Here is a 7,715-nt window from a genome sequence, read left to right as displayed (position 1 = left end):
CTGGGGCAGACAGGGCGGATCCGCTACCGTCTCCCCGGGGATGAAGATGTCCGTGCTGTCGGGCAGCTCCGCGCCCAGCAGGCCCTGCCCATACTCAAATTCCAGTTTCATCGGGTGTATTCCTCCTTAATGCCCTAAGTAAAGGCGAATGATCTCCAGATACTCGTCGGGGTAGAAGCCGATCTCCCCGCTGAAGCGGGTGAGGGCGATCAGGCCGCCGTCGATGTCGGCGATGGAGGCCAGCATGGCGGCGTTGTCCGCCTTGAGGCCGCCGCCGTACACCACGTCCAGGCCGCCGGTGCGCTCCTTGACGAAGCGGGCGATCTTCTCGATGTAGGGCTTGTCGGCGGGGGTCTTGCCGGGCCCGATGGACCAGATGGGCTCGTAGGCGATGACCACCCGGCTCCTGTCCACCCCGTCCAGGCCGATGGCGAGCTGGTCGCCCAGCACCTGCTGCCAGGCCTCCTGCTCCTCGCTCTTCTCGCCGATGCAGTAGAGCACCTTGAGCCCCGCGGCCTGGGCGCACTTGATCTCCTGGTTCAGCAGGCGGTTGACGGCGGCGGTGTCGGTGACGCCGGCCTCCGCCAGGATGCCCGCCTTGTCGTTGCGCTCCTCACAGTGGCCGATCAGCGTCCAGCCGCAGCCCAGGGCGGCGGCGGCGTGGGCGGGCCGGTTGGTGGTAAAGGCCCCGAAGTTGCCCCCCACCGCGGTGTCCGCCCGGAACACCCCCTGGCAGCCCAGCTCCACCCGGCTGTCGGCGGTGCGGGCCGCAGCCGCGGGAATCAGGTGGGCCTCCGGGAAGAAGTCCACAAACTCCGCTTCCGCCGGGTCGTAGCCCGTCAGGCCCTGCTGGGTCCCGGCCACAACGGCCCTGCCCCACTCGGCCACGGGGGCCAGGCGGTTGACCCCGCCCAGCTCCACCGGCACGTCAAAACGCTTGAGATTCAAAAAAATGTGTTTCATTCAGTTGACACCCGGCTTTCCCAAATTTTGAAACATATAGCCCTTGTAGCCCTCCACGCCCGGCTGGTTGAAGGGGTTGACGCCCAGCAGCTTGCAGGAGAGATAGCAGGCAAAGAGGAAGAAATAGAACAGCCCGCCCAGGGTGTGGGCGTCGATTGCGGGGATGGAGAGGTTCAGGCAGGGGATGCCCCGGTCGCTGTGGGCCCGCATGGTGGCCTGGCGGGCGGTGTTGTTGATGTCCCAGAAGTCCTTGCCCGTCAGGTAGTCGAAGTAGTCCTTCTTGGCCTCGGGGGGCAGGAGCACCGACGCGTCGCGGGCGCGTACCTCCACGAAGGTCTCGAAGAGGATGGGACTGCCCTCCTGGATGAACTGGCCGATGGAGTGGAGATCCTCCGAGTTGGAGGCCGCCACCGGGTAGAGGGCGGTGCCCTCCTTGCCCTCGCTCTCGGCGAAGAGCTGAATCCACCACTTGGCGAAGTAATCCAGCCGGGGTTCGAAAAAGGAGAGCATCTCCAGGCGGTAGCCGTGCTCCAACAGCAGCCGGCGCAGGCAGGCGTAGCGCAGGGCCGGGTTCTCCTCCGCCGGGGCGGCGAGGAGGGTATCCCGCATGTCCCGCATCCCCTGCACCAGCGCGCGGATGTCCACCCCGGCCACCGCCATGGGGAAGAGCCCCACGTCGCTGCCCACCGAGTACCGCCCGCCGATGGTCTCGGGGAAGGTGAGGAACGTATAGCCCTGGTCGAGGCAGAGCTGGTGGAGGGTGGAGCCCGGCGTGCCGGTGGCGAAGATGCGCTTTGCCGCGCCCTCCGCGCCGTAGCGCCGCTCCAGGTACTGGCGCAGCACCCGGAAGGCAATCCCCGGCTCCAGGGTCTCAAAGTTCTTGGCGATGCAGTCGATGTAGATGGATTGATATCCGTCCAGCTCCCGCAGAGTGCGGGCCATCTCGCAGGCGGAGATGGTGTTGCCCGCCCACAGAATGGCGGGGCCCCCCTCCGGCCGCAGGGCCTTGACGGCGGCCCGGGACGCCTGGTTGGAGCCGCCGATTCCGATGACCACGAAGGCGTCGGCGTCGGCCCGCACCCGCGCCGCCTGCTCCAGCAGGAAGTCCACCCGCTCGGGCCCGGCCGCCTCGTCCACACTGTGCCAGCCCAGGTTGTCCCGGTACCGCTCCTCTCCCGCCGCCGCCTCGGCCAGCAGGGGCGCGGCGGCGCGCACCTGCTCCTCCAGCGCGCCGGGGGCCAGCACCGGCCGCGCGTCGGTAAAGGACAGGGTGATGCCGTCCATGCTCAGCCCTCCTTGGCGTAGCGGGCCGCCATGTCCTCCAGGGTGGCCGGCTCCACCAGGGGGGCCTTGCCGTAGCTGCCGAACTCCACAATCAGGGTGCCCACGGCCTCCTTCACGCCACGGCGCATGGCGTCGGTAATGAGAGCCACGGCCCCCTCGTCGCCAGTGCCGTACATGACGGTGTCCATGATGGGCGCCAGGAAGGCGCGGGGATCAAAGGCGTCCCGCTTCTCGTCCAGCAGCTTCCAGATGCCGCCCACCCTGGCGTCCTCCTTCAGCTCCGGGTGGTCGCGGAACAGCTCGCGGAAGTTGCGGGTGACGGCCAGGCGGATGTCGGTGTCCACGTTGATCTTGCCGATGCCGCAGGGGATGGCCGCCTTCAGCTCCTCCTTGGAGATGCCGTAGGCGTTCTGGATGTTCCCGCCCAGGGCGTTGATCTCATTGACGATATACTGGGGAACGGTGGAGGAGCCGTGGGACACCAGGGCGCCCTGGATGCCCTCGTGGTTCATGCACTCCTTGATGGCGATGGGGATCTCCTTCCGCAGCTTCACGTCCTTGCCCTTGCTGGCGCCGTGCATGGTGCCGTAGCTGATGGCCAGGGCGTCCACCCCGGTCTTTTTGAAGAACTCAATGGCGGAGAGGGGGTTGGTGTAGGTGGAGTTGGCGGCAAAGACGTGGTCCTCCACGCCGGCCAGCACGCCCAGCTCGCCCTCCACGGACACGCCGCGGGCGTGGGCGTACTTGACCACCTCGCGGGTGAGCTCCACATTCTCCTCAAAGGGGAGGGAGGAGCCGTCGATCATCACGGAGGTGTATCCCCCCTCGATGGCGGCCACGCAGGAGTCGAAGTTCTTGCCGTGATCCAGGTGGAGCACCACGGGGATAGGGCTTTGCTCGGCGAACTTCTTCACCGCCTCGGCGATGTTGCGGGCCCCCTTCTTCTTGTCCTCCAGGGTGCCGTTGGCAAAATCCACCCGGCCGCCCATGAAGGCGTTGGCCAGGTCGGCCCCCTGCAGGATGGCGGGGGAGCGGAACATCTCATGTACGGCGATGACCGCCTCGGCCTGGGCCACGGCGTTGACGTTGAAGGCCCCCTGGGCATAGCCGTATTTCACGGTGGCGTCCAGAACCGGACGCAGAGGTACCAGAGGCATAGCAATTCTCCTTTCGGTTATTCCCTTATCTTGTATAGACGGTGCGCCCGCCCACCACGGTGCGGGCCACCTGGTAATCGCCGTCCAGCAGGACCAGATCGGCGTCCTTTCCCACGTCCAGCTCCCCCTTGCCGGCCCAGCCCATGAGGCGGGCGGGGTTGGCGGTCATGAGGCGGGAGACGGTCTCCGCCCCCTCCCCCGTGAAGGCCATGAGGTTGCGCAGGGCCTGGGCCATGGTGAGGGTGGAGCCGGCCCGGACGCCGTTGGGCAGCTTGGCGTCCCCGTCCTCCACAATTACGTCGTTGACCCCCAGCTTGTAGCTGCCGTCGGGCAGGCCGGCGGCCATGATGGAGTCGGTGACGGCTACCACCCGGTCGTACCCCTTGGCCTTGAGGTAGAGGCGCACAGTGCCCGGGTGGAGGTGGCGGCCGTCGCAGATGGCCTCCACATACACATCCCGCTCCAGGGCCACGCCGAAGATGGCGGGGTCGTGCTGGTGGAACAGGCGCATGGCGTTGCCCAGGTGGGTGACGGAGCGGACGCCCGCCTCCACACATTCCACACACTGGTCGTATCCCGCGCCGCTGTGGCCCATGGCGCAGACGATGCCCATGGCGTTGAGGCGGGGGATCAGCCCAGGCACGCCGGGGATCTCGGGGGCCAGGGTGGTATAGCGCACGTGGCCGCCGGAGGCCTTCTGATACTTGGCAAAGAGCTCCGCGTCGGCGGTGTGCATCAGCAGGTGCTCGGGCATGGCCCCCTTGTACTCGGAGGACAGGCAGGGGCCCTCCAGGTGGACGCCCAGCAGGGCCGCCCCGCCGCAGGGGCCGCCCTCGATGACCTGTCTGGCCTGCTCCATGCACCAGAGGGTCTGCTCCGGCGTGTCGGTGAGCACCGAGCACAGCCAGCCGGTGACGCCCTGGGAGGCGAAGAACCGGCCGATCGTGCGCAGGCCCTCGGCGTCGGCGGCGTTCACGTCCACCCCTGCGGCGCCGTGGGTGTGCAGATCCAGAAAACCGGGCAGCACCCGCAATCCGGCGGCGTCCACCTCCGGCAGGCCCTTCTCATTGTGGTGCCCGCGGCTCAGGGCGGTGATGCGCCCGTCCTCCACCGCCATGTCCAGGGGGATGAAGGCCCCGTTCCACAGGACGGAGCCGTTTTTCAGATAAAAGGAGTTGTCCATGGCGGCCTCCTCAATAGGCCGTCTGGGCGGCGTTGGCGTTGACGTAGAGCAGGGCGTCGGGGTGGTTCTGGGCCAGGGTGGCGGGGAACGCGGCGGTCACCTCGCCGTAGGCCGCCCGGCGGCACACGGCCCGGTGCCAGTCCCGGAACACGCCCAGGCGCAGCTTCCGCGCCCCCAGAATCTCTTTCATGCCAATGGTGACGCACTTCCTGGGCATATCCTCCAGCGCGCCGCCCAGGTCGCCCACGCAGTTGGTGGCCCTCGTCTCCGGGTGGATGTCCAGCACCCGGGTGGGGAGCTGGGCGAACTGTTCAGCCGTCAACTCCGGCTGGGGCTCGTTGAAGGCCAGGTGGCCGGTGATGCCGATGCCGCCGAAGGCGATGTCCACGCCGCCCAGCTCCTCGATCAGGGCGGGGATGCGGCCCAGGTCGTTGGGATCGGGGAAGACCCGCTGCTCCTCGGGCATGAGCAGCTCCGGGGCGATCTTGCCATATACCTCCCGGGCCATGAAGCCCCGGAAGGACAGGGGATTTTCCTCGGCGATCCACTGGCCGTCGTCGGTGAGGTACTCGTCCATGTTGATGAACCAGCAGTTCCTCAGGGAGAGCTGCTCCCGGTTGACCAACCGCACGAAGATGGGGTACTGCCCCACCGGTCCCACCGGGCAGATAAAGACGGTGGGCTTTCCGGCGGCGTTGTTGGCGCGGATGGCAGCGCACATCTCGGCGGCCATCTCGTAAAAGACCTCGCCGGAGTCGCCCAGCTTGAGGATGGGGAGCTTGGCGTCCTTGCCCAGCTCCTGGGCGGAAATATGATAGTAGTCCATAGTCGTACCTCCTTTTGTCATTGAAACAGGTGCTCCAAATTCATCTGGCGGATCATCTTGACGATCTCCTTGGTGCGGGAGCAGCCGAACTTGCCCAGCAGGCCCTTGATCTGGGTCTTAATGGTCACCACCTCCACGCAGCGGAGCCTGGCGATCTCCGCCACCTTCTTGTCCTGGAGCAGCAGCTTGACCAGCTCGTGCTCCGCCGGCGTCAGGTGGGCCACGTTGTTGATGAAGAAAATCAGGGAGCGCTCGCTGCGGCGCAGACGGGCGTACTCCTGCATGACGGTGTTCTGGATCTTTGGGTCCAGCTCCGCCCGCCCCTCGCTGGCCCGGCGGATGTGCTCCAGCAGCCTCTCCTCCTCACAGCCCTTCACCACATAGTCCACCGCGCCGGTGCCCATGGCGCTGGTGATCATGTCGTCGGTCTCATGGGCGGTGAGGAACAGGATTTTGACCTCCGGGTGCCGCGCCGTGATGACCTCGGCGGCCCGGATGCCCGCGTCGATGGTCTCCATCTCGATATCCATCAGAATCACGTCGCAGGGGACGGTGTCCGCCAAGGAAGCGATCTCCTCTCCGGAGGCGGCGGAGCCCACCACCTCCATATCGCTCTGGGCGGAGACCACGTCGCAGAAGTCCTCCCGCAGCAGGGGGAAGTCCTCCGCCACCATCACCCGGATTGTCTTTGCCATTGTGTGATCACTCCTTCTGACGGGGGTCGTAGAGGGGCAGCATGATCTGGAACCGGGCCCCCTCCCCGTCGCGGCTCTCCAGGCGCAGGCGGCCCAGGTGGCTGCGGACGATCTTCCGCACATAGTACAGGCCCATGCCCCAGTTGTAATTGGTGTTTTTGCTGGTGACAAAGGGCTCGAAAATCTTGCCCTGGCGCTCCGGCGGGATGCCCGGGCCGTTGTCCTCCACCTCCAGCACGGTCCACATGCGCTCGGCGCGGACACGAAGCACCACCTGCGGCTCCTCCCGCCCCGCCTGAACGGCCGCCTCATACCCATTGCACAGCAGGTTGCACACCGCCTCGCTCAGGTGGCTGAGATCCGCCAGCACCAATCGGTCGGTGCCCACATCCAGGCGAACCGGCTGGCCGGGGTACTTGCCGTGAAACCGCTCCACCGCCGCCTCCACCAGCCCCTCCACCGGCACGGCCGTGAGGGCAATGGAGTTGTTCTTGACCGTGCGGTAGAGCTCGTCCATCCGCCGCAGCATTCCCTCGTTCAGCTCGTTGAGCTGAACGGCGCAGGCGCGCACCTGCGCCATGTCCGGAGGGTCCCCCGCCAAAGCCCGGGACAGCTTCTTGTGGAGCACCCGGCTGGACAGGAGCTGGTTCTTTACCCCGTGGACAAAGACGGATACTCCGGTGCCCGCCGCGTCGAACTTCCGCTTGAGGATCATATCCTGCCGGGTGTCGTCATAGGTAAGCTGGGTATAGCGCACCAGATTGTAGCTGCCCAGCACCACAAAGAACACCGTGCACAGGCCCAGGATGATCCACCCCAGGGCGGGCAGCGCCCCGCTGATGTAGCTGCTGATGCCCAGGCGGATATACTCGGAGATGAACATGTTGTAGATCTGTGCCGGGTCCTTGCTGGCGTAGAGCAGGTAGAGGGTGGAGATACTGGCGAAGGAGAGCAGCACATAGCGGGTGTTGCGCTTGAAAACTGGCATGGTGGTGGCATGGTACTCCTGGAAAAACAGCAGACCCGCCGCCGCCAGATAAAGGATGATCCAGGCCAGCGAAACGTGAATGGTCAGCGGCAGGAGCCAGAAGCGCCCACTCACCACCGTGCGAAACACGGCCGGATAATAATAAACGAGGGACAATGCCGGTACCACACATGCCGCAAGGCGCAGGCTTTTCATCCTGCGCCGGAGGGCCGGGATCATGGTGGCCTCCAGTGCGGCCTGTAGGGCAAACAGGGGAAACAGGGAGCGGCCTACTGCCACCACATAGCCCAGCCGGTCCATAGGGATTGGAAGCGCATGGAGCCACACCTGCAGCTTTGGAACCAGAAACAGGAACTCCCGCTGTTGGGCTGCTGTGCCGCCGATGGCCGCGATATAGACAATGATGCCCGCAAACATGACCAGGTTACACACACTCATGCCCAGCAAATACAGGGAGAGCGAGTCCTTACGCCGCAGAGCCACATACAGCGATGTGGCCAGACACAGTATCAGTACGAGAATCAGCACGGTGCCTCTCCCCCCTGCGTGGATTCAGTTCTTTATTATATCGCGTTCTCTCCGCCAGTGCAACGCATAACACAAAGAGCGCCGGGGGGGC

The 7,715-nt window shown here is 65.8% G+C and carries 7 protein-coding genes; all 7 read right to left on the bottom strand.

The window, feature by feature from the left end:
• Positions 1-126: 126 nt before the first annotated feature.
• From ACESY8_RS15155 to ACESY8_RS15125, 7 genes are read right to left on the bottom strand one after another with little or no spacing between them, the layout of a single operon-like run.
• On the bottom strand, positions 127-963 hold the full coding sequence (locus ACESY8_RS15155) for a triose-phosphate isomerase family protein (RefSeq protein ID WP_498794829.1): 837 nt from the start codon (positions 961-963) through the stop codon (positions 127-129).
• Complete coding sequence (locus ACESY8_RS15150; RefSeq protein WP_238047450.1) at positions 964-2,247, bottom strand: phosphoglucose isomerase-related protein; 1,284 nt, start codon at positions 2,245-2,247, stop codon at positions 964-966.
• A gap of 2 nt (positions 2,248-2,249) precedes the next feature.
• Positions 2,250-3,404: a class II fructose-bisphosphate aldolase gene (locus ACESY8_RS15145; protein ID WP_054339523.1), complete on the bottom strand. Its 1,155-nt coding sequence runs from the start codon at positions 3,402-3,404 to the stop codon at positions 2,250-2,252.
• A 25-nt stretch (positions 3,405-3,429) separates the two neighbouring features.
• Complete coding sequence (gene nagA, locus ACESY8_RS15140; RefSeq protein ID WP_054339524.1) at positions 3,430-4,587, bottom strand: N-acetylglucosamine-6-phosphate deacetylase; 1,158 nt, start codon at positions 4,585-4,587, stop codon at positions 3,430-3,432.
• 10 nt (positions 4,588-4,597) lie between these two features.
• On the bottom strand, positions 4,598-5,413 hold the full coding sequence (locus ACESY8_RS15135) for a sugar phosphate isomerase family (RefSeq protein ID WP_054339525.1): 816 nt from the start codon (positions 5,411-5,413) through the stop codon (positions 4,598-4,600).
• Positions 5,414-5,430: 17 nt separating this feature from the next.
• On the bottom strand, positions 5,431-6,108 hold the full coding sequence (locus ACESY8_RS15130; RefSeq protein WP_007495189.1) for a response regulator transcription factor: 678 nt from the start codon (positions 6,106-6,108) through the stop codon (positions 5,431-5,433).
• A gap of 7 nt (positions 6,109-6,115) precedes the next feature.
• Positions 6,116-7,624 carry a sensor histidine kinase gene (locus ACESY8_RS15125; RefSeq protein ID WP_007495187.1) on the bottom strand — a complete coding sequence of 503 codons (1,509 nt, stop codon included), beginning with the start codon at positions 7,622-7,624 and terminating at the stop codon, positions 6,116-6,118.
• Between the last annotated feature and the right edge of the window lie 91 nt (positions 7,625-7,715).

Origin of the sequence: Clostridium sp. ATCC BAA-442 (assembly GCF_964239415.1) — a bacterium.
Lineage (GTDB): Bacteria > Bacillota > Clostridia > Oscillospirales > Oscillospiraceae > Flavonifractor > Flavonifractor plautii.
The sequence above is the reverse complement of the archived record's forward strand: the minus strand, read 5'-3'. Positions and strand labels throughout refer to the sequence as shown.

Excerpts from the sequence above, each read along its gene's own strand:
- ACESY8_RS15155 (WP_498794829.1), bottom strand. The coding sequence starts at position 963 with ATGAAACACATTTTTTTGAATCTCAAGCGTTTTGACGTGCCGGTGGAG.
- ACESY8_RS15150 (WP_238047450.1), bottom strand. The coding sequence starts at position 2,247 with ATGGACGGCATCACCCTGTCCTTTACCGACGCGCGGCCGGTGCTGGCC.
- ACESY8_RS15145 (WP_054339523.1), bottom strand. The coding sequence starts at position 3,404 with ATGCCTCTGGTACCTCTGCGTCCGGTTCTGGACGCCACCGTGAAATAC.
- nagA (WP_054339524.1), bottom strand. The coding sequence starts at position 4,587 with ATGGACAACTCCTTTTATCTGAAAAACGGCTCCGTCCTGTGGAACGGG.
- ACESY8_RS15135 (WP_054339525.1), bottom strand. The coding sequence starts at position 5,413 with ATGGACTACTATCATATTTCCGCCCAGGAGCTGGGCAAGGACGCCAAG.
- ACESY8_RS15130 (WP_007495189.1), bottom strand. The coding sequence starts at position 6,108 with ATGGCAAAGACAATCCGGGTGATGGTGGCGGAGGACTTCCCCCTGCTG.